The sequence below is a fragment of the Geminicoccaceae bacterium genome (genome assembly GCA_020638465.1).
Taxonomy (GTDB): Bacteria; Pseudomonadota; Alphaproteobacteria; order Geminicoccales; family Geminicoccaceae; genus JAGREO01.
Map to the genome: position 1 here is coordinate 1,802,025 of JACKIM010000002.1, position 23,306 is coordinate 1,825,330.

16 protein-coding genes are annotated in these 23,306 nt (G+C 62.3%); 9 read left to right on the forward strand and 7 right to left on the reverse strand.

Going from position 1 to position 23,306, the window contains the following annotated elements:
- Positions 1 to 42: 42 nt before the first annotated feature.
- A complete protein-coding gene (locus H6851_18720) occupies positions 43 to 2,136 on the reverse strand; it encodes an FAD-binding protein (protein ID MCB9945642.1) in 2,094 nt (697 codons plus the stop codon).
- Between the two features lie 192 nt (positions 2,137 to 2,328).
- Between H6851_18720 and H6851_18725 the strand changes: the two genes are divergently transcribed.
- The gene (locus tag H6851_18725; GenBank protein MCB9945643.1) at positions 2,329 to 4,026 is read left to right on the forward strand and encodes a SulP family inorganic anion transporter; all 1,698 of its coding nucleotides are present in this window, start codon (positions 2,329 to 2,331) and stop codon (positions 4,024 to 4,026) included.
- Positions 4,027 to 4,059: 33 nt separating this feature from the next.
- On the opposite strand, the gene H6851_18730 is transcribed toward H6851_18725, so the two are convergent.
- Complete coding sequence (locus H6851_18730; GenBank protein ID MCB9945644.1) at positions 4,060 to 4,758, reverse strand: helix-turn-helix domain-containing protein; 699 nt, start codon at positions 4,756 to 4,758, stop codon at positions 4,060 to 4,062.
- Positions 4,759 to 5,009: 251 nt separating this feature from the next.
- Here H6851_18730 and H6851_18735 point away from each other — a divergent pair, with 251 nt between their 5' ends.
- Genes H6851_18735 through H6851_18760 form a run of 6 tightly spaced genes read left to right on the forward strand, consistent with a single transcriptional unit; the run spans position 5,010 to position 15,268 of the window.
- The gene (locus H6851_18735) at positions 5,010 to 7,739 is read left to right on the forward strand and encodes an MFS transporter (GenBank protein MCB9945645.1); all 2,730 of its coding nucleotides are present in this window, start codon (positions 5,010 to 5,012) and stop codon (positions 7,737 to 7,739) included.
- Positions 7,740 to 7,753: 14 nt separating this feature from the next.
- On the forward strand, positions 7,754 to 11,488 hold the full coding sequence (locus tag H6851_18740; protein MCB9945646.1) for a nitrate reductase subunit alpha: 3,735 nt from the start codon (positions 7,754 to 7,756) through the stop codon (positions 11,486 to 11,488).
- A 3-nt stretch (positions 11,489 to 11,491) separates the two neighbouring features.
- A complete protein-coding gene (gene narH, locus H6851_18745) occupies positions 11,492 to 13,015 on the forward strand; it encodes a nitrate reductase subunit beta (protein ID MCB9945647.1) in 1,524 nt (507 codons plus the stop codon).
- Positions 13,012 to 13,731 carry a nitrate reductase molybdenum cofactor assembly chaperone gene (narJ, locus tag H6851_18750; protein ID MCB9945648.1) on the forward strand — a complete coding sequence of 240 codons (720 nt, stop codon included), beginning with the start codon at positions 13,012 to 13,014 and terminating at the stop codon, positions 13,729 to 13,731. The genes narH and narJ overlap by 4 nt, the downstream gene beginning before the upstream one ends.
- A 17-nt stretch (positions 13,732 to 13,748) precedes the next feature.
- Positions 13,749 to 14,462, forward strand: coding sequence for a respiratory nitrate reductase subunit gamma (narI, locus tag H6851_18755; GenBank protein MCB9945649.1), 714 nt, complete (start codon positions 13,749 to 13,751; stop codon positions 14,460 to 14,462).
- The gene (locus tag H6851_18760) at positions 14,459 to 15,268 is read left to right on the forward strand and encodes a peptidylprolyl isomerase (GenBank protein ID MCB9945650.1); all 810 of its coding nucleotides are present in this window, start codon (positions 14,459 to 14,461) and stop codon (positions 15,266 to 15,268) included. The genes narI and H6851_18760 overlap by 4 nt, the downstream gene beginning before the upstream one ends.
- Positions 15,269 to 15,271: 3 nt before the next feature.
- Here H6851_18760 and H6851_18765 read toward each other — a convergent pair whose 3' ends face one another.
- A complete protein-coding gene (locus tag H6851_18765; protein MCB9945651.1) occupies positions 15,272 to 16,528 on the reverse strand; it encodes a DUF21 domain-containing protein in 1,257 nt (418 codons plus the stop codon).
- Positions 16,529 to 16,866: 338 nt separating this feature from the next.
- Between H6851_18765 and H6851_18770 the strand changes: the two genes are divergently transcribed.
- A complete protein-coding gene (locus H6851_18770) occupies positions 16,867 to 17,715 on the forward strand; it encodes a class I SAM-dependent methyltransferase (GenBank protein ID MCB9945652.1) in 849 nt (282 codons plus the stop codon).
- 22 nt (positions 17,716 to 17,737) lie between these two features.
- The gene (locus tag H6851_18775; protein MCB9945653.1) at positions 17,738 to 18,859 is read left to right on the forward strand and encodes an acyltransferase; all 1,122 of its coding nucleotides are present in this window, start codon (positions 17,738 to 17,740) and stop codon (positions 18,857 to 18,859) included.
- 46 nt (positions 18,860 to 18,905) lie between these two features.
- On the opposite strand, the gene H6851_18780 is transcribed toward H6851_18775, so the two are convergent.
- The 4 genes from H6851_18780 to H6851_18795 all read right to left on the reverse strand — a co-directional run bounded on the left by H6851_18780 (position 18,906) and on the right by H6851_18795 (position 23,304).
- The gene (locus H6851_18780; protein ID MCB9945654.1) at positions 18,906 to 20,225 is read right to left on the reverse strand and encodes an extracellular solute-binding protein; all 1,320 of its coding nucleotides are present in this window, start codon (positions 20,223 to 20,225) and stop codon (positions 18,906 to 18,908) included.
- Between the two features lie 28 nt (positions 20,226 to 20,253).
- Positions 20,254 to 21,117 carry a carbohydrate ABC transporter permease gene (locus H6851_18785; protein MCB9945655.1) on the reverse strand — a complete coding sequence of 288 codons (864 nt, stop codon included), beginning with the start codon at positions 21,115 to 21,117 and terminating at the stop codon, positions 20,254 to 20,256.
- Positions 21,114 to 22,061: a sugar ABC transporter permease gene (locus tag H6851_18790; GenBank protein ID MCB9945656.1), complete on the reverse strand. Its 948-nt coding sequence runs from the start codon at positions 22,059 to 22,061 to the stop codon at positions 21,114 to 21,116. Before H6851_18790 ends, H6851_18785 begins: the two co-directional genes overlap by 4 nt.
- 100 nt (positions 22,062 to 22,161) lie before the next feature.
- Positions 22,162 to 23,304, reverse strand: a complete 1,143-nt coding sequence (locus H6851_18795) for an N-acetyltransferase (protein ID MCB9945657.1) — start codon at positions 23,302 to 23,304, stop codon at positions 22,162 to 22,164.
- Positions 23,305 to 23,306: the final 2 nt, after the last annotated feature.

Here is a 23,306-nt window from a genome sequence, read left to right on the forward strand (position 1 = left end):
TGCGGGACGTTGACGACAGCAACGGTACGCGGCGATGAACGGTCATCCGGGATTTTCCCCGGGATCGGCACTGTAGATCCGGCCGGTGAGCCAGTCGGGCCAGTCGCGTTCGAAGAAGGAGCGCGCATCCTCGTCGAAGGGTCGGTTGGCACGGGTGGCGATGTCGAAATCATCGTCGTTCCGACGGACAACAATCTGTTCGTCCCTGTGCGCATCCCGCTCCCTGCGAAAGCGGTAGTCCTCCAGCGGACCGCCAGCGGCAAGCGGCACCGATTCGCCCGACGGATCGCAAATCGCGCGAGCGCCACGGCTACCGCCGCCCTGGCGGATGAAATAGTCGAGGGCGGCAAGCACGGCCTGCGATGCCACGGCCATCTGCTGCCGCTGGATGGCCTGTGCCGCAAGGGCCGGCCGCTCGCAGGCAATACCATGAGCGCGGATTTCGGCGTTGAGCGCACGCGCCTCCGCCAGCGCGTCTGCAACATCGCCGGGCGTGCAGATCATGCCGGCACTGTCGCTCATGCGCGCCTGAACGCTGGCGCGCACCGATCCGGGGGTCAGCGGGCTGTCCGACCGCAGCAGGCCGGTCACATGCGCCACGGCCCGCTCGACGATCCCGGCGATATCCTCCTTCGCCGCATCCCCGGCACAACCGCTGGCGGCTATGTGCTCGGCTGCGCGGGTACCGAACACCTGTCCCGAGATCAGCGCAGCGCCGCCGGGCCTGGTGACACCGTGGGTCCCGGCCGCCTCTCCGATGGCATAACAACCGGCAAGACTGCTCCGCCCCCAGACATCCACGGCGATTCCACCGTTCATATGCTGGTTGTTGACGGCAAATTCCAGCGGTTCGGCCGCAATGTCGACCTTGTAACGGCGGTAGAGTTCGATCGAGAGCGGATTCATGTGGCGCAGGCGGCCGATCGGCATCGCCTGCCTTGCACCCGCATGTGCGAGATAGCGGGTGACGTCCTCGTCGAGCCGGTCGAGGTCGAAGGGTTCGTCGCCCGGCACCGGCAGCGGATTACGATTGAAATCCATGAAGACCCGCCGGCCGGAAGCCGTTTCGCGATGGATCGCCAGGTCGACGAGACTGGAGCCGAAATCGAGCATGCGCGTGGAATGGAACGGCCACTGATAGCCCTTGCGGAAGAGATTGGAGGCAAGCTCGCGCGTCGTACGGTAGTACCCGCCCAGGAAATGATGTTCCCGGCCCTCGTCATCGAGCGAATAGACATGCGGCATGGCCTGGACATAGGTGCCCGACAGATTCCACGGGAAACCCTCGCGCCGGGTTCCGATGCCGAACTGGCTTTCGGTCAGGTTGACCACCTCGATCCCGGCTTCCAGTGCCAGCCCGAGCGAACCGAAGCAGTTGTTGGGATAGACGCTGTCGCGATAGAGTTCGCCCGGACCGCCGGCTGCCAGTACGAGAACGGAGCACTGGAATACGACCAGCCCGAGCGGGTTGACCTCGCTGCGATCCTTCGCGCGGATCACCAGAACACCGCAGACGCGCGGCCCGCCGCCATCGTCGCGCGTCAGGATGCGCACCGCCGTGGTATGATTGTGGAACGCGATACCGAGCAGGATTGCCTCCTCGGCCAGCACCTTGACCATCAACCTCGACGTGCGCGGGCCGCAACTGGTGGCACGCCCGACCTCGTCGTGGTCCGTCTGGTATCGCAGCGTGCCGCCCAGCGGCTCCTGCGGCAGCGGCAGCCCCAGATATTGCAGGGAGGCCACGGCGCGCGACGAGCCGACCGCCTCGACATAGGCGGTGTCCCGGTCCATCGCGCCTCCGGCACGAATGGCGCGGGCCATGGCCCGGTAGTCATCGCCCCGGTCGGCGGTGTTGGCGGTATGCAGTGTCTGCTTGTCGGACCCGGAGCAGGCCGAGGTGCCGCCAAAGGCGCTCTGGGTGATCATCGTCACATCGCAGCCGCGGCGGTGGAGTTCGACGGCAGCACGGCATCCGGCAGCACCGCTCCCGACGACCACGCAGCCGCTGCGATGCACGGGCAGCCGGTAGCCGGAAATCTCGACCATTCCGGTCGCCGGCCGTTCCGGCGGCAGACGCGGCATGTCGACATCCGTCAGGGCATCGAGAATTTCCTGGGGTACGCTGTCCTTCACCGGGCCGTTCCATCGCTTGATCAATGACCGACGGGCAGTCGCCGGCACAGGCATTCTGGCAGGACGCGCGTTGCGTGGCGACCATGCAGATCACCCGGGGCTGGTGGAGGACCGAAATGCTGCTATCCCTCATGACAGCGTGACGATGGAAGGGCGACAGCCGAGTTGCCGTTGAGGTTCGGGGAGCTGCTCATGACAAAGACAGGTGAAGAGGGTCACCGGCGCTGGACCATCCTCCAGGGTATAGGACCGGTCAGTGCATCGCAGATTCCCGCCGAGATCATCGCCGGCATGACGCTGGCTGCCCTGGCGATCCCCGAAGTGATGGGTTACACGAGAATCTCCGGCACGCCCGTGATCACGGGTCTCTATACCATCCTCATTCCCATGGCCCTGTTCGCCATCTTCGGCTCCTCGCGCCACCTGGTGGTGGGGGCGGATTCGGCGACGGCAGCCATCCTTGCCGCAGGGCTGGTGGGCATCGCCGCGACCGGTTCCGACGAGTATGTGGCACTCGCCGGAATTCTGGCCCTCATGGCCGCCGGCTTCCTCTTCCTTGCCCGGATCATCGGCCTGGGGTTCATGGCCGACTTCCTCTCGCGCACGGTGCTCATCGGCTTTCTCACCGGCGTCGGACTGCAGGTGGCCACGGGCGGGCTTGCCGGCATGCTCGGCCTGAAGGTCGGTGGCCACGATTCCACGAGCAGGATCCGTGACGGGATCGAGCAATACGGCCAGATCAACATCCACGCCCTCGCCATGTCGCTGGCGACACTGGCGATCATCATCGGCGCGAGGAGAATCTCGCACAAGATCCCCGGCGCACTCATCGCGGTGGGAGGAGCCATCGCCCTGAGCTGGGCGCTGGACCTCGGGCGCTACATGCATGTTCTCGGCCATGTGCCGGGCGGGCTGCCGCAGATCGGATTGCCGGACATCCCCTGGAGCCTGCCACTGGTCATCAAGCTGGTTCCGATCGCCTTTGCGATGTCGGTGGTCATACTGGCCCAGAGCGCCGCCACCTCAAGGGCATATGCCGCCCGCTACAACGAGCGCTTCAGCGAGGATACCGATCTGGTCGGGCTGGGCATGGCCAATGTCGGGGCGGCACTGTCAGGCACCTTCGTCGTGAACGGCAGCCCTACAAAGACGCAGATGGTCGACAGCGCCGGCGGGCGTACCCAGCTTTCGCTGCTGGTCACATCGGGCATCGTGCTGCTGGTCCTGCTCTACCTTACCGACCTGCTGGCATTCATGCCCGAAGCGGTATTGTCGGCGGTGGTGTTCCTCATCGGTGTCGATCTGATCGACATCAAGGGAATGCGCAGGATCTACGGCGAACGACGCGCGGAATTCTGGATCGCCCTCATCACGGTCCTGACGGTGGTGCTGGTCGGTGTCGAGCAGGGCATCATCCTGGCCATCGTCATGTCACTGATCAGCCATACCCGGCACGGCTACCGGCCCAAGAACGTCCTGCTCCAGCCGACCATGGCCGGTGGCTGGCGGGCACAACCGGTCACGAGCGGGACCGAACCGCTGCCGGGACTGATGATCTACCGCTTCAGCCACAGCATGTACTACGCCAATACCAGCATCATGAGTGAGGAAATCCACGAACTGACCGGCAATGCCAACCCGCCGTTGCGCTGGTTCTGCATCGACATTTCCGCCGTCGATGACATCGACTTCTCGGCAGCCGAGACCTTGCGCTCGATCCACCGGACGCTGAGGGAGAGGAACATCCGCCTGGTCGCCACCCAGGTACTGGAAGACATCAACCAGGGAAGCCTTCATCAACTCGTGCAGATTCTCGGCCGGGATGCATTCTACGAAACGCTCACAGATGTCATGACCGCATACGAGAAAGCCATGCGGCTGCCCCGCTGACGGTCGCCGCAGACCGGACCCGCGGCCGGCAAGTTACAGGGTGCTGTCGTCGATGAGGGGGGTCGGTTTGGCGAGTTTCTTCAGATCGGCGGTTTCCCTGATGGAAATCATCGCGCCGTCACTGGTGACGCCATAGGCTTCAAGGCTGCGCAGGGCACGGCTGAGATTTTCAGGCGTCATGCCGAGGTAGAGGGCGATCTTGCGTTTTTCCATGGCCAGTTCGAAGACCGGCGCCCCACCAGCTCCCTCCTGTTGCCGAAGCAGGAAATTGGCCAGCCGTTCCAGGCCGTTGCGCAGCTTGAGATCCTTGGTGTGCCTGATCACGTCGCGATAGCAGGAGGCGAGTTCGCGAACGATCGCCCGGGCGAAGGCCGAGTCGATGTCGAAGACCTCGCGCACATCCTGAGAGGGAATCAGCACGATCCGCGACCGCCCGATGGTCCGGGCCGACATCAGGCTGGGGGCATCCCGGATCGTGGCGGCGAGGATGAAGGTGCTGAGGGGCTCCACGGTCTGCATCACGGTCTCGCGACCATTCCAGCGGGCGAACATCTCCACCTGTCCATCGACCACGACATGCAGGAAATCGCATGGATCGCCTTCGCGCAGCAGTTCGATCTGCGGCGGAAAGGTCTGCACATAAGCGCCCCGCATCAGCGTTTCGAAGTTCGCCGTCTCGACCTTGCCGAACAACGGAAGCGAACGTACTTCCGGAAAATCCCGCTCCAGCACGGATACCTCCCGATCAATGATTGATAAATATCAAGTCAAAGGCAGGGCGGGTCAACCCTCTGCATCTCGTATATGGTTCATGCGATTTGCAGGTTTCATCCAGACTCATGATATTATTCCTCAATTCACTTATTTCGCCTGTTCCCCCGTGGAACCTTGACCTGAATCAAGTCAACTTGCCCGGGTAGCTCAGACATGTGCCCAAGCTTTTTCCGGCCCCGGCCCGAAGCACCCCTGACGGAGGAGTAGGCATGCAAAACGGAGGAGCAGTCCCCAGTGCGGAACAGAACCGTGCCTTGGGATTGAGCACCCTTGCGTTCACCATCTGCTTTGCAGTGTGGACGATTTTTTCCATCATCGGCATCGAAATCAAAAAGGAGCTCTCGCTCAACGACCTTGAGTTCGGGATCCTCGTGGCCACCCCCGTCCTGACCGGTTCGGTGAGCCGGATCTTCCTGGGAGTGCTGACCGAACGCCTCGGCGGGCGACTGGTCTTTTCGCTGCAGATGTTGCTGACGGCGGCCGCCACATGGACGCTGACCTACGTTTCCAGTTATCCGATGTTCCTTCTGGCAGCGCTCGGCGTCGGTCTGGCAGGTGGCTCCTTCATCGTCGGCGTGGCCTATGTCAGCCGCTGGTTCCCCGCCGGCAGGCAGGGTACGGCCCTCGGTATCTTCGGCGTGGGCAATGTCGGCTCCGCCGTGACCACCTTCGCCGCCCCCTTCGTGATGGTGGCCATGGGCTGGCATGGTGTTGCCCATATCTGGGCCGGTGTGCTGGCGGCGATGGCGGTGGTCTTTTTCGTCCTTGCCAAGGACGATCCGCAGCTCGTGGCCCGGCGCGGTTCCGGCCAGCAGGGGCCAAGCCTCGCCGAACAGTTCGCACCGCTCAAGAAATTGCAGGTCTGGCGCTTTTCGCTCTACTATTTCTTCGTGTTCGGTGGCTTCGTCGCACTGGCCCTATGGACACCGCACTATCTCGTCGACGTCTACGACGTCGATATCCGCACCGCCGGGCTCGGTGCCGCACTTTTCGGGCTCTCGGCGTCGATCTTCCGCGCTTATGGCGGCCATCTGAGCGATCGTTTCGGCGCCCGGGCGGTGATGTACTGGAGCCTGGGTTTCGGCGCACTCTTCCTGTTCATGTTGTCCTATCCGTCGACCGACTATGTGATCCATGGCCGTGGCGGCCCGATCGCCTTCTCCACGCAGATTGATCTCGTACCGTTCGTGCTCATCCTTTTCGGCCTCGGCTTCTTCATGAGCCTGGGCAAGGCGGCCGTCTACAAGCACATTCCGGTCTATTATCCCGATCATGTGGGTTCGGTCGGCGGGCTTGTCGGCATGATCGGCGGTCTCGGCGGCTTCGTCCTGCCGATCCTGTTCGGCGCGGCACTGGATCTGACGGGCATCTACACGTCGTGCTTCGCGATCATGTTCATTATCGTCGGTGCGTCACTGGTCTGGATGCACATGTCGATCCGGGTCATGGAGCGCGAAGCCCGCATCTCGACGGGCATGTCCTTGCCCGAACTGCCCGAGATGCAGTCGATCCACACACCGGAGATTGCCGAGGCCCTCGACCGCAGCGTGCTGCAGGAGTGGAATCCGGAAAATGCCCAATTCTGGCAGAATACCGGCCGGAGCATTGCCCAGCGCAATCTGTGGATTTCAATTCCCGCCCTGCTCCTGGCTTTCAGCGTCTGGATGGTGTGGTCGGTCGTGGTGGCGAGACTGCCGGCCATCGGCTTCAGCTTCACCCCCGGCGAACTCTTCTGGCTGGCTGCCCTGCCCGGCCTGTCGGGTGCGACCCTGCGCATCTTCTACAGCTTCATGGTGCCGATCTTCGGCGGCCGGCTGTGGACGACGCTTTCGACCGCCTCGCTGCTGCTGCCGGCCATCGGCATCGGCTATGCGGTACAGGACCCGCAGACCCCCTACTTCATCTTTCTGGTCCTTGCCCTGCTGTGCGGTTTCGGCGGAGGAAATTTCGCCTCGTCCATGGCCAACATCGCCTTCTTCTTCCCCAAGGTGGAAAAGGGCAACGCGCTGGCACTGAATGCGGGACTGGGCAATCTCGGCGTATCGGTCATGCAGTTCCTCGTACCGCTGGTCATCACCGCCGGTGTCTTCGGCGCCATGGGCGGAGAACCTCAGGCCCTGAGCGATGGCGGACGGCTCTGGATGCAGAACGCCGGCTTCATCTGGGTTCCCTTCATCCTGCTCTCGACGGCCGCGGCCTGGATCGGGATGAACGACATCGCGGATGCGCGGGCGAGCTTTGCCGAACAGGCGATCATCTTCACGCGTCGCGACAACTGGATCATGTCGATCCTCTATACCGGGACCTTCGGCAGTTTCATCGGCTATTCGGCAGGCTTCCCGCTGCTGACCAAGCTGATGTTCCCCGAGGTGAACGCGTTGCAGTTCGTCTTCCTCGGGCCACTGGTGGGAGCCCTCTCCCGCGCGGGCACGGGCTGGATCTCGGACAGGTTCGGCGGAGGCCGCGTCACCTTCTGGACGTTCGTCAGCATGATCGCCGCGACCTTCTCGGTGATCTTCTTCCTTGGCATCAAGGAGCAGCCGGGAGCGTTCTGGGGCTTCTTCGCATCGTTCATGGCGCTCTTCTTCCTGACCGGAATCGGCAACGCCTCCACGTTCCAGATGATCCCGATCATCATGGGTCGCCAGATCCCGAAGCTGATGCCCGGGCTTCAGGGTCCGGCACGCCAGCGGCAGGTCGAGCGCGAAAGCGCGGCCATCATCGCCTTCACCTCGGCCATCGCAGCCTATGGCGCGTTCTTCATCCCTAAAGCCTACGGAACGTCGATCGCCCTGACCGGCGGGCCCGTGGCCGCCCTGTGGGGCTTCCTGGTCTTCTACGTGCTCTGCCTCCTGCTGACGTGGGTCTTCTACACCCGGCACGGCGGACTTCTTTTCGATATCGAACGCGGTCAGCTGGTGGCCGCTCCGGCGGCATAAGAAGGAAAATCCCAATGAGTCAGCTTCTCGATCGGTTGAACTTCTTCCAGAAGAAAGAGCTCGAACAGTTTTCCGACGGCCATGGCCAGGTGACATCCGAGAATCGTGACTGGGAGGAGACGTATCGGAACCGTTGGCGACATGACAAGATCGTGCGCTCGACACACGGAGTGAATTGTACAGGCTCCTGTTCGTGGAAGATCTACGTCAAGTCGGGGATCGTCACCTGGGAGACCCAGCAGACCGACTATCCCCGGACACGCGCCGGCCTGCCCAATCACGAGCCGCGCGGCTGTGCACGCGGTGCGAGCTACAGCTGGTATCTCTACTCGGCCAACAGGGTGAAGACGCCGCTGGTTCGCGGTCGCCTGCTCAGGCTCTGGCGGGAGATGCGCAAGACGAAATCGCCGGTGGCCGCCTGGGCAGCCATTCAGGCGGACGAAAAACTGCGCAACGACTACGTGAAGATCCGCGGCAAGGGCGGCTTCGTGCGGGCATCCTGGGACGAGGCTGCGGAGATCGTTGCGGCCGCCAATGCCCATACGATCAAGACGTGGGGACCGGACCGTGTCTTCGGCTTCTCGCCGATCCCGGCGATGTCCATGGTCAGCTATGCCGCCGGCGCGCGCTATCTGAGCCTGCTCGGCGGAACCTGCATGTCGTTCTACGACTGGTACTGTGACCTGCCGCCGGCCTCGCCCCAGACGTGGGGCGAACAGACCGACGTACCCGAGAGCGCGGACTGGTACAATGCGGGTTACCTGATCCTCTGGGGTTCGAACGTGCCCCAGACCCGCACGCCGGATGCACATTTCTACACCGAGGCACGCTATCGTGGCGCGAAATCCGCCGTCATCAGCCCCGACTACTCGGAGGCCGCCAAGTTCGGCGATGTCTGGCTGAATCCCAAGGCGGGCACGGACGCAGCCCTCGGGATCGCGTTCGGGCACGTCATCCTGCGCGAGTTCCACCTCGACCGGCAGGCCGAATATTTCGAGGACTATTGCCTGAAGTATTCGGATATGCCGATGCTGGTACGGCTCGACATGCAGGACGGCAGGCTGGTGCCGGGGCGTTTCCTGCGCGCTGCCGACATCGATGGCGAACTCGGTGAAAGCAACAATCCCGACTGGAAGACCCTTGCCTTCGAGGAAACGAAGGGCGGACTCGTCACTCCGAACGGCTCGATCGGCTTTCGCTGGAACGAAAAAGGCAAGTGGAACCTCGAAACCAAGGCATCGGGCCATGACACCCAGTTGAGGATGACACTGGTCGGCGACGCCGATCACGACGAAATTGCGGGTGTCGATTTTCCCTATTTCGGCGGCAAGGCCAGCGCGGCCTTCACCACCGGCGATACCCGGCCGGATGTTCTCACCAGAATGGTCCCGACCCGTCGAATTTCGACGAAGGACGGCGAAATCCTTGTGGCCACGGTCTTCGACCTGCTCTGCGCCAATTACGGGCTCGACCGGGGCCTGGGCGGCGACTGGGTGGCCAACGACTTCATGGCCGATGTGCCCGGCACACCGGCCTGGGCCGAGAAGATCACGGGCGTGCCGGCCAGCCGGATCATCCATGTCGCGCGTGAATTCGCGACCAACGCCGAAAAGACCGGCGGCAAGTCGATGGTCATCATCGGCGCCGGGATGAACCACTGGTATCACATGGACATGAACTACCGCGCCGTCATCAACATGCTGGTGATGTGCGGCTGCGTGGGCCAGTCCGGCGGTGGCTGGAGCCACTATGTGGGCCAGGAGAAGCTGCGGCCCCAGACCGGCTGGCTGCCGCTTGCCTTCGCGCTCGACTGGGGCAGGCCGCCCCGGCAGATGAACAGCACCTCCGCCTTCTACGCCCACACCGACCAGTGGCGCTACGAGACGATCACGGCCGAGGAAATCCTGTCTCCCACAGCACCCAGGGGCGACTGGAACATCAGCCTGATCGACTACAATATCCGCGCGGAACGGATGGGATGGCTCCCTTCCGCACCACAACTGAAGACCAACCCGCTGGAGGTGGCAAAGGCCGCCAAGGCTGCCGGAATGGAGCCGAAGGACTACGTTGCCACGAAGCTCAAGTCCGGCGAACTCCAGATGTCCTGCGAGGATCCGGACGCACCGGAGAACTGGCCGCGCAACCTGTTTGTCTGGCGCTCGAACCTGCTGGGGTCGTCCGGCAAGGGACATGAATACTTCCTGCGGCACCTGCTCGGCACCGACAACGGCGTGCTGGGCCGCGATCTCGGCGAGGAAGGCCGGCAGAAGCCCAGGGAGGCAGCCTGGCATGACGAGGCTCCGAAGGGCAAGCTGGACCTGCTGGTGACCCTCGACTTCCGGATGAGCACGACAGCGGTCTATTCCGACATCGTGCTGCCGACGGCCAGCTGGTACGAGAAGAACGATCTCAACACCTCCGACATGCACCCGTTCATCCATCCGCTTCAGGCAGCTGTGGATCCGGCCTATGAGAGCCGGTCGGACTGGGAGATCTTCAAGACCATCGCGAAAACCTTCCAGGATGTTGCATCGGAAGTGCTGGGCCGGGAAACCGACGTGGTGGCCCTGCCGATCCAGCACGACTCTCCCGCCGAAATCGCCCAGAACGAGGTTCTGGACTGGAAACGCGGCGAGTGCGACCTCGTTCCGGGCATGACGGCCCCGGCCTACATCGCCGTCGAGCGCGACTATGGCGCGATCCATGACCGCTTCGTGGCGCTCGGCCCACTGATGGACAAGCTGGGTAACGGTGGCAAGGGCATCAGCTGGAAGACCGGTCACGAGGTCGAGGCACTTCGCAAGCTCAATGGCGAATGGCTCGACGGTCCGGCCTGCGGAGCGCCCAGGATCGTTACCGACATCGATGCGACCGAAGTGGTCCTGATGCTTGCTCCCGAAACCAATGGCGAGGTTGCGGTCAAGGCCTGGAGCGCCCTTGGCGAGATCACCGGACGGGATCACACCCACCTGGCGCTTCCCAAGGAAGACGAGAAGATTCGCTTTCGCGACATCGCGGCACAACCGCGCAAGATCATTTCCTCGCCAACATGGTCGGGGCTGGAGAGCGAGCACGTCTGCTACAATGCCGGTTATACCAATGTCCACGAGCTCATTCCCTGGCGCACGCTGACCGGCCGGCAGCAGCTCTACCAGGATCATCTCTGGATGCGGGCATTCGGAGAGGGCTTCGTCGCCTGGCGGCCGCCGGTGGACCTCAAGTCGATCACCACCGAGGTGAACCGTGATGCCCGCGAGGGGACACCGCATGTGGTGCTCAACTTCATCACGCCGCACCAGAAGTGGGGCATCCACTCCACCTACACGGACAATCTGCTGATGCTCACCCTGAACCGAGGCGGGCCGGTGATCTGGATTTCCGAGCATGATGCGAAGAAGGCCGGCGTTGCCGACAATGACTGGGTCGAACTGTACAACACCAACGGCGCGCTGACCGCCCGGGCCGTCGTTTCCCAGCGCATCAAGGATGGCACCACGTTCATGTATCATGCCCAGGAGAAGATCGTGAACGTGCCGGGCTCGGAACTGACGGGCAATCGCGGCGGTATCCACAACTCGGTCACACGTGCCGTCCTGAAACCCACGCACATGATCGGCGGCTACGCGCAACTGGCCTACGGCTTCAATTACTACGGCACCGTGGGGTCCAACCGCGACGAGTTCGTCATCTTGCGGAAAATGCAGAACATCGACTGGCTCGACCGGCCGGCGGCGCAGAAGGAGGCGTGAAACATGAAGGTGCGCGCACAGATCGGCATGGTGCTGAATCTCGACAAATGCATCGGCTGCCACACATGTTCGGTCACCTGCAAGAACGTGTGGACCAGCCGTGACGGTGTCGAATACGCCTGGTTCAACAACGTCGAGACCAAACCCGGCATGGGATATCCCACTGATTGGGAAAATCAGAAAAAGTGGAAAGGTGGCTGGGTGCGAACCCGATCGGGCCGGCTGCAACCGCGCCAGGGAGCCAAATGGCGGATTCTTGCCAACATCTTCGCCAACCCGTCGCTCCCCGAGATCGACGACTACTACGAGCCGTACGATTTCGATTACGATCACCTGACGTCCGCTCCCGAAATGGAGACATTCCCGACTGCAAGACCCCGTTCGAAAATCACAGGTGAACGGATCGAGAAGATCGAGAAGGGGCCGAACTGGGACGAGATCCTCGGTGGTGAATTCGACAAGCGGTCGAAGGACTACAATTTCGACGGGATCCAGAAGGAGATCTACGGGGAATACGAAAATACATTCATGATGTACCTTCCCCGACTTTGCGAACATTGCCTCAACCCGGCATGTGCCGCTTCGTGCCCTTCTGGCGCGATCTACAAGCGCGAGGAAGACGGCATCGTCCTGATCGATCAGGAGAAATGCCGCGGGTGGCGGATGTGCGTCTCGGGTTGCCCCTACAAGAAGGTCTATTACAACTGGTCTACCGGCAAATCCGAGAAATGCACCTTGTGCTATCCGCGTATCGAGAGCGGCAATCCCACGGTCTGCTCGGAGACCTGCGTCGGTCGCATCCGCTATATCGGCGTGATGCTCTATGATGCCGACAAGATCGCGCAGGCAGCGAACGTTCCATCCGAGCAACAGCTCTACGATGCCCAGCTCGGAGTCTTTCTCGACCCGCACGATCCCAAGGTGATCGCCGCGGCACGCGCCGAGGGAATCCCGGAAGACTGGATCGAATCGGCCCGCAACAGCCCTATCTGGAAGATGGCGATGGAGTGGAAGGTGGCCTTTCCTCTCCATCCCGAATACCGGACCCTGCCCATGGTCTGGTACATCCCACCCCTCTCGCCGATCCAGAATGCTGCCGAATCCGGGAAGATCGGAACCGATGGCCTGATACCTGACGTGAAGAAATTACGCATTCCAGTACGCTATCTTGCCAACATGCTGACAGCGGGTGACGTGGCACCCGTCATCTCGGCACTGGAGCGGATGATGGCCATGCGCGCCTACATGCGCTCCATGACCGTCGATGGCGTGGTCGACGAGAGCATTGCCGCACGCGTGGGCCTGAGCGGACGCGTGATTGAAGACATGTACAGGATCATGGCGCTGGCCGACTACGAGGACCGCTTCGTGATCCCCACCACCCACCGCGAACAGGTCGAGAACGCCTACGACCTTCGTGGCGGCTCGGGCTTCACCAATTGCAACGGCTGTTCTTCAGGAACGTCGAAGGGCTCGCTTTTCGGCGGTGCGAAGCGGCCGTTGAACATGTCGGAGGCGATGAAATGACGGTCCATATCCATGATCGCTCGCTGAAGGCGTTTTCACTGCTGCTCAGCTACCCCACCGTGGAACTTCAGGAGGCGATGCCCGACATCGGCGGGGTACTGGCAGCGGAGTCCCGGCTGACCGGCCAGATGCGGCGTGACCTGCGCCCGTTGATCGAAAGACTGGGACGGGACGACATCTACGAGCTGCAGGAGACCTATGTGGCACTCTTCGACCGCTCGCGCACGCTTTCGCTCAATCTGTTCGAGCATGTCCATGGCGAAAGCCGTGATCGCGGCGGTGCCATGGTTTCGCTGATGGAGACCTACAGGGCCGGCGGCTTCGAACCGACGGGATGGAACCTGCCGGACCATCTTCCGCTCCTGCTCGAATTCCTCGCCACACAGCCCGCATCTGTGGCCAGGGAGACCCTGGCGGATGCAGCCCACATTCTCGAAGCCCTCGCAATTCGGCTGGCACGACGGGAAAGTCCCTACTCGACAATCTTCTCCGCTCTTGTCCGCCTGGCGGGGAACGTCGCCGACCGCGAAGCCGTTGCGGAGTTGCTCCGCGCGCCGGAAGCCGATCCCGACGACCTCGACGCCCTCGATGCGATCTGGGAGGAGACCGAGGTCACCTTCGGCCCTGATCCGAACGCCGGCTGTCCCGCAGGCCGGGAAATGCTCGCACGGATGAACTTCCCCGCAACTCCCGCACACGGCGTGGCTGCGGACTGACGGAACGGAGGCGCACAATGCATCACTTCATTTTCGGCATCTATCCCTATATCGCCCTTGCCGTCCTCTTGGTCGGCTCGATCGCCCGCTACGAGCGGGACCCCTTCACCTGGAAGAGTTCGTCATCCCAGCTCCTGCGACGCAGGCAGCTGGTCGTTGGATCCATCCTCTTCCACGTCGGCGTCCTGATCATCTTCGTCGGCCATTTCTTCGGGCTGCTGACGCCCATCTGGCTGCTGGATGCGCTTCATATCCCGCACGAGACCAAGCAGGTCCTCGCCATGGCCGTGGGCGGCGTGGCCGGTGTCATGGCACTGGCAGGCGGTCTCATGCTGATCCACAGGCGCCTGTCCGATCCGCGGATCCGCGCAACCTCCAACCCCATGGACATCCCGATCCTCGCCCTCATCCTGTTGCAACTCGTTCTCGGGCTCTCCACGATCATCGTGTCCGCCGGGCATCTCGACGGCGAAGAGATGGTGAAGTTCATGCGCTGGGCGCAAGGCATCTTCACCTTCGATCCCGCAGCCGCCAGCTACACCCGCGGCACTTCGGTGATCTTCGAAATGCACATCTTCCTCGGCCTGACGATCTTCGTCCTGTTCCCGTTCTCGCGGCTCGTGCACATGCTCTCCGTACCCGTGCGCTTTCTCTGGCGGCCCGGCTACCAGGTCGTACGCTCGCGCCGTGCGGCACCGTCCCAGGCCCGCATGTCCGAGGTGCACCGATGAATACGGCATTGTTTCCGGACGTCGTTGTCAACGGCGAGACCATATCGCGGGCCAGCATCGCGGCCGAAGCCCAGTTCCACCCGGCCCCGAAGGGCAAACCCGGCTTCGCGTGGCATGCGGCGGCCCGGGCCCTCGCGGTCAGGGCCCTCCTCATTCAGGAGGCGCGACGGCAGGATCTCGTGGCGGTTCCGGATGACCTCGGCGAAGGCCGACGCGAAACCGACGAGGATGCGCTCATCCGCGCATTGATCGAGGCGGAACTCGCCGGCACTCCGCTGGACGAGGCCCGGCTTCACGAAGCCTGGGTCAAAAACCCCGCCCACTTCCGCTCACCCCCGCTATGGGAGGTATCGCATATCCTGTGCGCCTGCGATCCCGCGAATCCGGTCGCGAAGGCCGACGCCCTGGCTCGTGCCGGATCACTGGCAACCCGATTGCGTGCAGACCCCGGAGCCTTCGCCCGCCTGGCCAGCGAGGAAAGCGATTGCGGATCAGGTAGCCGGGGTGGATCGCTGGGCCAGATCGGACCGGGCGACACGCTGCCCGAATTCGAGGCGGCACTGCGCGGCCTCGAAGAGGGACAGGTGACGGCCGACCCTGTCCTCACCCGTCATGGCTGGCATCTCATCCGGCTCGATGCGGTTGCCGAAGGGCGTGAGCTTCCCTATGCGGCAGCACGCCCGCGCCTCGCCGAGGCCATGGAGAAGGTCAACTGGACCCGTGTGTCGCACGAGTTGGTCACCCGCCTCATCGCCGCGGCCGAAATCCGGGGCGTGAGGCTCGATTTCCAGCCCGAAGGCCGGTGACGATCACAGCCTGAGACCACCGTCCTCACCCGGTTGCGGTGGATCGATGCGCAGGCGGGTCAGCCTGTGCCCGCGGCGTTCGAGCACCGTCACGGTATGGCGACCGAGTTCGGTACGATGGCCGGTCCCGGGAATGCGACCAATACGGTCCGTGAGCAGGGCTGCCATCGTCGGCTCGTCCTCCGGCAGGTCCCAGTCCATGTGGCGGTTGATATCGCGCGGTGCCACCCGCCCCTCGACCGTCAGGGCACCGCCGGCGTCCGGCTCCGGCAGCGGCGTCGGCATGTCCCGCTCATCGAGGATTTCGCCGACGATTTCCTCCATGACATCCTCCAGCGTGACCAGCCCCTTGAGCGTTCCATGCTCGTCGACCACCATGGCAAGATGGCTGTGGCTGGCCTGGAAGGCCGCGAGTTGGCTTTCGAGCCGGGCCGTTTCGGGCACGAAGGTTACCTCGCGCATGTGGTCCGCCAGCCGGGACGCCGGATCGGCTGCCAGCAGATCACGGACATGCAGGAGACCGGTGATGCGGTCGCGGTCTCCCTGCCAAAGGGGAAAGCGGCTGAAGCGGGAATCATTGATCTCCGACTTCGCCTCGCCGACCAAGCGGTCACCATCGAAGGTTGTCATCATCGAACGATGGGTCATGATCTCGCCAATGGTCATTCGTTCGAGATCCATCACCCCGCGCAGCATCTGCGAGCGCTGCCGGAATCTGGACGAATAGCCGCGCAACTCGGCAATCCGGGCACGCAGTTCGTCCATGGCCTGATGACCGCCGAACGACGATTCGCGATCGCCGAACAGCCTGAGGATGGCCCGGACGATCCGCTTGAGAACCGCACTCGGCGGCTCCAGCAGGATGACGAGCGCGCGAAGGGACGGTGCCATCGTCAACGCGAACTTCTCGCTGTCGCGAATGGCATATGTCTTGGGCAATACCTCGGCGAAGACCACCACCAACACGGTCATGATGACGGTGGCGATCGCCACTCCCACCTCGCCGGTCAAGTGCAGGAAGACATTGGTGGCCAGCGATGCACTCAGGATGTTGAAGATGTTGTTGGCGATCAGCAGCACCCCGATCAGCCGCTCCTTGTCGTCGAGCAGGGACGCGAGGATAACTGCCCGACGGTTGCCCTCGCGAGCCATCTGCCGGATTCGCGCTTCCGACAGGGCCGTCACCGCCGTTTCACTGGCGGAAGTCATGGCGGAACACAGGATCAGGATCGGAATGGCCGCTGCGGTCACGAGCAGCATGCAGCTCTCCGGGCCGATCGCGGATCAACCGTGACGCTCGCCCGTCGCCGGTGACGGCAATCGGGGAACGAACCGGCATTCTGACAATCGAGGGATTCGACCAGCGCTTTCATCTCGCCCTTATGACCGGGCGATACCGGCACGGTCAAGGCAACACCCCAAGCTCCGGTAGCCCCGTGGCGACAGGCCGCGCGGCGCAAAAATGCGTTTTCCGATCATTCATGATTTCCCAAAACGAGAATAATCTTGTTTTATATCGCGTATTAGTTGATTTAAAATCAGGTTGAGTTGCCCGATGGAAAACATCGCAGGATTGTATCGATCGCCGGAGAGAACCCATGCTCGAAATCCAGCACCGCGGCCGCCTCGCCGCCACCAATCAGGCGGAAGATACCGTTCGCCGCTTCTATGACGAGTATGGCTGGCGGGAACAGGACGGCGTAAAGGGCGAGGATCGCCTCTTCCGCAACTTCTCCGGGGCCTACCGGGCCTATCATGAAGAGAGCACCCGCCGTACGCTGGCCCGGATCGGTCATGGCCAGCGTCTGCTCATCGTCGGCTGCGGCGACATGCCGGAAAGCCATGTGCGCGCGGCAGCGCAGTTCAGCGAGGTCACCTGCCTCGACATCTCCGGCCGGGCCCTCGATATCGCCCAGGCGAAGCTTGGTCCCGAGCATCACTACCTGTTGGGTTCGATCATCGACACCAGGCTGCCGTCAGCCTGTTACGACACCGTCCTGTGTTCGCATGTGCTTTATCATCTCGACAGGAACCTGCAGGCACGTGCGGTATGCAACATGCTGGACACGATGAAGCCCGACGGGCGCACGCTCATCATCTATGCCAACCCGAGGTCGCTGTTGAAGAACATCGCGGCCGTCGTGCGCCGCCTGACCGGTTCCGTACAACCGCAACGACGTGCGACGGATGCACCCGAACTCTATTACCACGCCCATCCGCGCTCGTTCTGGCGGCGATTCCGCACGATCTGCCAGACCCGGACAATCCCGTGGGAAGCCATCGGCAGCTGCGAGGACCGGACCCTGTTGCGCCATGATGCGATCGCGGCACCTTTCTATCGCTGCGCAAGCTGGATCGAGACGCACGCGCCGTGGATAACCGGCATGATGTGGAAATACTACATTGCGGAACTGCGATCGAAACCCATTGTTCCCCGGGACAAGTAATTCGCGATCATCGGCCGGCGGGATGAAAGGCCAGGCCGGTTCCGGCCGCCCGCAACCGGCTCAGCACCGGCTGGGCGGCCTCGAATGGCTGCGATTTTTTGCCGCCAGTGCGGTTCTCGTCTGGCACTATCAGCATTTCGCATGGGCCGGAGGGATCGGTTTCGAAGTCGAAGCCCAACCCTTCTATGCACTGTTGGCACCGTTCTACCTCTGGGGAGAACGAGCCGTCGAAGTTTTCTGGTGCCTCAGCGGTTATATCTTCTTCCAGAGCTACCACGAGCGGATCGCTTCACGACAAGTCGACTTCACCACGTTTGCGGTCTATCGCTTCTCGCGCCTTTACCCGCTGCACATCCTTACCCTCATCGCAGTCGCCCTGATGCAGGGAATTTACCATCGGCAATTCGGTGAGTATTTCGTCAATATCTACCAGAACGCCTACCATTTCATGCTTCACCTGATGTTTGCCGCCCAATGGGGACTGCAGCACGGGCTGGCGTTCAATGCCCCGATCTGGTCGGTATCCCTCGAAATTCCGGTCTACGCGCTGTTCTTTGTACTGGCCCGCCAGACCGCGGGAGCCCGCACCGTCATCGCCGTCCTCGCATGCCTCGAGCTGTCCGTCCTCCTGGGCTGGGACCTGCTGGCCCGATGCGCGCTTTACTTTTTCGCCGGCGGCAGTGTGCGCGTCCTATGCCGGGATCTGGCGACGCGCCATGCCCTGAGGATCGCGGCATTCATGGCCATCGTTCTGCTGGCCTTCACTGTCGTGCGCGAATTCACGGCCATCACGCCACCACGGCTGGTGTTCGATCTGCCATGGACGATGCTGCTGGTCGGCGTCGCCGCCCTGCCGCTGCCATTTTTCGCCCGTTCCGAAGGACTGGCGGCAAGTCTGGGCAACCTGACCTATGCCATCTACCTGCTGCATTTCCCGATGCAACTGGCGATTGTTCTCATCATGACAAGATTCGACCTTCCGATTGACTACCGCAGCCCCCTTCTGTTCACCGTCTATTTTTCGACCGTCCTCGCCCTGGCGTTCGCGGTATTCCACATGATCGAACGACCGGCGCAACAGTCGATTCGAAAGTTGTACATGAATCGTCGGCGCAAGAGAGAGGCGCCCGCCATCCAGACATGACGGGCGCCCGCAGGTTCAATGTCGATCACGGCATTCGCCGCAGTCGTCAGCCTTCGAGACGGTCGTAGATCGCCTTGATCTTCGCGTGCGCTTCGGCCACCGCATCAGCCGCTGGCACCTCGTTCACGATGACCTGCTGGACGGCTTCGGGAATGATGTGAGTCGCCAGGACCTCGCCCGACCCGGCCGTGGGCGCACTCTTGAACGATACCGGGACCCCGGTCTCGGCAATCTTGCGGAATTCGTTGAACTGGGGCCGCGAAGTCCACCATGGATCGTCGAACTGCTTGGGATAGACGGGCACGAAACGGCCATTGGTGTTGAGGATCATCCGGGCGTAATTGTCGGGCTGCATGTAGTAGGCTACCCATCCCTTGGTCAGTTCGGGTTCGGCAGTGCTGTTGAAGATGCCCGTCGACCAGGTATCGATCTGATTGATCGCCCCGGCCGGTCCCGCCGGCACGCCGAACAGGCCGGTATTCGCGGCCATCTCGGGGTCCTTGTCGAGCAAATAGGCATAGACGGAGGTGGGGTTGTTGATGAAGGCCACCTGGCCCGACTGGAAGGCCTTGTTGTTCCAGGCGGTGTCGGCGTTGCCGACGACGCCCTTGGGGATGATCTTGTGCTCGTTGTACATCCTGTCGATGACCTTGAAGCCCTCGACATTGCCCGGGTTGTCGAAGGCGACGTTGCCGTCGTCGTCCGTCGTGTAGCCGCCGTAGCACCAGAGGAGCTGCATGATGTTGTCGGTGGCGTCGGCGGTCAGGCCCAGATCCATGCCGAAGCCGTAGAAGGGCGGCTGCTGGATGGTCTTGCAGGTCTCGATGAACTCGTCCCAGGTGGCGGGATAGGCGAGACCAGCCTGTTGCAGGATATCGTTGCGGGCATGCATCGGCCAGGGATTGATGGCGAAGGGCACGCCCCAATAGCTGCCGTCCTTGGCGACGGCCCGCAGCGAGCTCTCGAACAGGCCGCCCTCCTCGGCCTTCATGTCCTCGACCATGTCGGTCACGTCCATCATGTGCCCCTGGGCACGGTAGAGCTGGACGTAGCTCTCGTAGAGACGCGCGGCGTCGGGCGGGCTGCCGGTCTCGAGGCCGGCGTTGATCTTCGGAATGAAGTCGGCATTGGAGACCGTGATGAACGACCCCTCCTCCGGCTTGACCCCGGCGACCTTGAGATATTCGTTGAACAGGGCCTCCGCTTCCTGGTCGGCAATCGGCGTGAACATCGGCTGATGCCAGTAGACCAGTCGATGTTCACGCGCCGCATAGGCCGAGTAGGGACGGATGATCATCGGCGCGGCAATCACCGTCGATGCCGCGAGGCCGCGCTTCAGCGTGCTGCGTCTCGAAAGTCCAGTCATGTTCAATCCACCTCCCGTGTGGTTCAGCTCAGCCCTTGACGGCACCCATCGTGAGACCCGTCACGAGCCATCTTTGAAAGATGAAATAGACGATCAGCGGCGGAATCACGGTAAGTACCGTGGAACCCATGATCGGCCCCCAGAAGAACACGTCCTCGACGATGAAATCGTTGAGGCCCGTGGGGATCGTGCGCACGGCCGGATCGGAATTGAACACCACCGCATAGAGATACTCGTTCCATGACAGGGTGAACGAGAAGAACGCGATGACCGCCAGTGCCGGCAGCGAGATCGGCAGGATGATCCGCACCAGCACACCCAGCCGCGAGCACCCATCGACGAGTGCTGCGTCTTCCAGCTCCTGCGGGATCGACATGAAGAAGCCCATCAGCAGCCAGGTGCAGAACGGCACGGTAAAGCCGAGATAGGCGATCGAAAGGCCGGTAAGCGAATTGTCGAGCCCGACTGCCACCATGATCGTGAACAAGGGAATGAACAGCAGCGATTGCGGCACGAGATAGGTGTAGACCATCGCGCGGGCGATCATCGCGCGCCCGGGAAAATCGAGCCTTGCAATGGAGTAGGCTGCCAGGGAGGCGACGACAACGGTTATCGCCGTTGTCGAGATGGCCGTGAGCATGCTGTTCTTGAAGAACAGCATGTATTCCGTCTCGAAGAACAGGACCCTGTAGCTTTCGAGAGTCGGCTCCCGCGGCCACAGTGTCGCCGTCGTGCCATAGATTTCCTTGTGCTGTTTCAGCGAGGTGACGATCATCCAGTAGAAGGGCGCGAGTGTCCAGACGATGAAGACCAGCAACAGGAGATGGCCTGTCCAACGCCACAGGCGTGACTGCCCCTCGATGGTACTGGGCATGAAGCTGGTCGTGCTCATTTGAAACGGTCCTGCAGCATGCGCCTGGAAAGGAAGATGATCAATATGGCGAGGATCGGGAAGAACACCATGTTCACCGCCGAACCGATGCCGAGCCTGCTCGCCAGCAGCGCATATTTGTAGGCGAGATTGGGCAGGATCTGCGTGGCGTTCGCCGGACCGCCATTGGTCAGCAGGAGAACGAAAACCACATTTGTCGATGTCCAGATCGTCGAGAGCATCACCACGACGGTAAAGACCGGGCGCATCGACGGCACGGTGATGTTCCAGAACTCCTGCATCCGGTTGGCGCCATCGATGCGGGCCGCCTCGTAGAGTTCCTTGGGAATGGCCTTCAGGCCGGCCAGGAAGCTCATCGTGTAGAAGGGTGTCCCCGACCAGACGACAACGGCCACGATTGAGCCCATCGCATAGTGGCGGTCACCGGTCCAGGAAATGACATCCGAGATGAGGCCAAGCGAGAACAGGATATGGTTCAGCATTCCGCTGAAATCGTCATAGATCCAGCGCCAGTTGAGCGATGCCACCACCGATGGCACGGCCCAGGGAATGAACAGGATCGTCTTGTAGATGAAGTTCAGCGGCCGATCATATGCGAGCACCATGGCCATGGCGAGACCGATGACGAATTTGATGGCCACCGCGAAGATCGTGTAGACGAACGTATTGTAGATGACTTGCGAGAACTTCGCATCGCCGAACAGTTCACGATAATTGGCCAATCCGACAAAAGTGGCCGGAGCGCCTGCCATCTTGTCATTGAAACTCAGCCATATCGCCGACAGGAACGGATAAACGACCGTGAAACTCAGGATGATCAGCGCGGGCGCGAGGAAGAGATAGGCCAGAACCCGGCGATCATTGAGCAGCAATGTCAAACGCGAGACATCGGCATGCTCGACGGTGCCATTCGTTGACGGGCCTGCCGCTTTGACATCAGCCAAGAACATCCTCCCCGATCTTCTTGTTCCGTTGTTGTAAGGGCTAACGGACCCGAGGCCATCTGCCAAGCCATTTGGTGACTTTGTTCGACACCGTGCGGCTTCAGGCGTCTTCGTCATTGCGGAACGGCAGGCTGCGACGCAATTCCCCGATCTGCAGATCCATCTCGGCCCACTCGCTCTCGACAAAGCGGCGTACCGGATGACGCAACCCCGGGTCGCGGATCCAGTGCGCACTGTGCGTGAATACCGGCTCATAGCCGCGTTGCAGCTTGTGCGGCCCCTGTGCACCGGCCTCGACCCGCTCGATGCCGTGAGCGATGGCAAACTCGATGGCCCGATAGTAGCAGGTCTCGAAATGGAGGAAGCGGTAGTCGTCGAGGCACCCCCAGACCCGGCCATAGAGTGTGGTTCCGTCACGCAGGTTCAAGGCGGCGGCCACCATCTGTTCACCGCTGTATACAGCGACCAGGACGATGGTCTGCGGCATCTGCGCACCGAGCATGGTGAAGAATTCGGGCGTCAGGTAGGCCTGTCCCCAGCGCTTGTCGACGGTAGCGAGATAGAACGGATAGAACTCGCGCATCACCCCCGGTGTGATACGATCACCGGCAAGGCATTCGAAGCGCAGGCCGGTTTCGGCAACCTCCCGGCGTTCGCGGCGAATCATCTTGCGTTTGGCACTCTTCAAGGAATCGAGAAAGTCGTCGAAGTCGCCGTAGCCGCGGTTGTGCCAGTGAAACTGGATGCCCCGGCGATGGATGAACCCCGCTTCGGCAAGGGCCACGGCCTCGTTCTCGCCGCAGAACGTCACGTGCAGCGAGGAGACCGGCATCTGCTCGGCCGCCTGACGCAACCCTGCGGCCAGTTCGGCCCGGTGACGACTCGTCAGCAGCCGCGGCCCCGGTACCGGCGAAAACGGCACGGCTGACTGCAACTTCGGATAGTAGCGCCCGCCGGCCCTTTCGTAGGCGTCCGCCCATCCCCAGTCGAACACATACTCGCCATAGGAATGCGATTTGACATAAAGCGGCGCCGCGCCCACCGTGCCTTCGTCGTCCTGCAGCAACAGATGGACCGGCTGCCAGCCCGTTCGCAACGAGGCGGATCCGCTTTCCTCCATGATCCGCAGGAACCGGTGCGACACGAACGGGTTGGCCGTAGGACACAGGCCGTCCCAGTGGCTTTCGCCGACCTTGTCGATCCCCTCCGCGAGCTCGATGCGCAAGGCCTTCCCTTCGCCCAAGC